We start from the raw sequence: 290 nt of genomic DNA, 5'->3' as shown, positions 1-290 counted from the left end.
TGCACGACAAAGTGATAGGCACATTCATTGAGCGTGAGTTCTACAGATGCTAGTTCAACAAGTTGGCGTCATGACCTATGTTTTCTATAGGCTGCATCACATTGCCCCTTTTTCTTACCTACAATTCGCTTACAAACATCACATCGAATCACCTCATCTGACTTCTTCTCATTAACCTTATCTTCACTTTTCTGTGATTGAGCTGTTTTACCTGTATCATGCTTGGTCTTCGCCGGATATTTTTTTTCGCTCTTTCCTAAAATTCGAGAAAACAGGTCATCAAACTCCCC

At 40.7% G+C, this 290-nt stretch carries 1 pseudogene; it reads right to left on the bottom strand.

Annotation, left to right across the window (positions count from 1 at the left end):
• Positions 1–68: 68 nt before the first annotated feature.
• Positions 69–290, bottom strand: a pseudogene (locus tag Q0852_RS23815) (hypothetical protein); the annotation flags it as partial.

It is taken from the genome of uncultured Photobacterium sp. (assembly GCF_947502415.1).
Classification (GTDB): Bacteria; Pseudomonadota; Gammaproteobacteria; order Enterobacterales; family Vibrionaceae; genus Photobacterium.
This window is presented reverse-complemented; position numbering and strand designations above follow the sequence as displayed.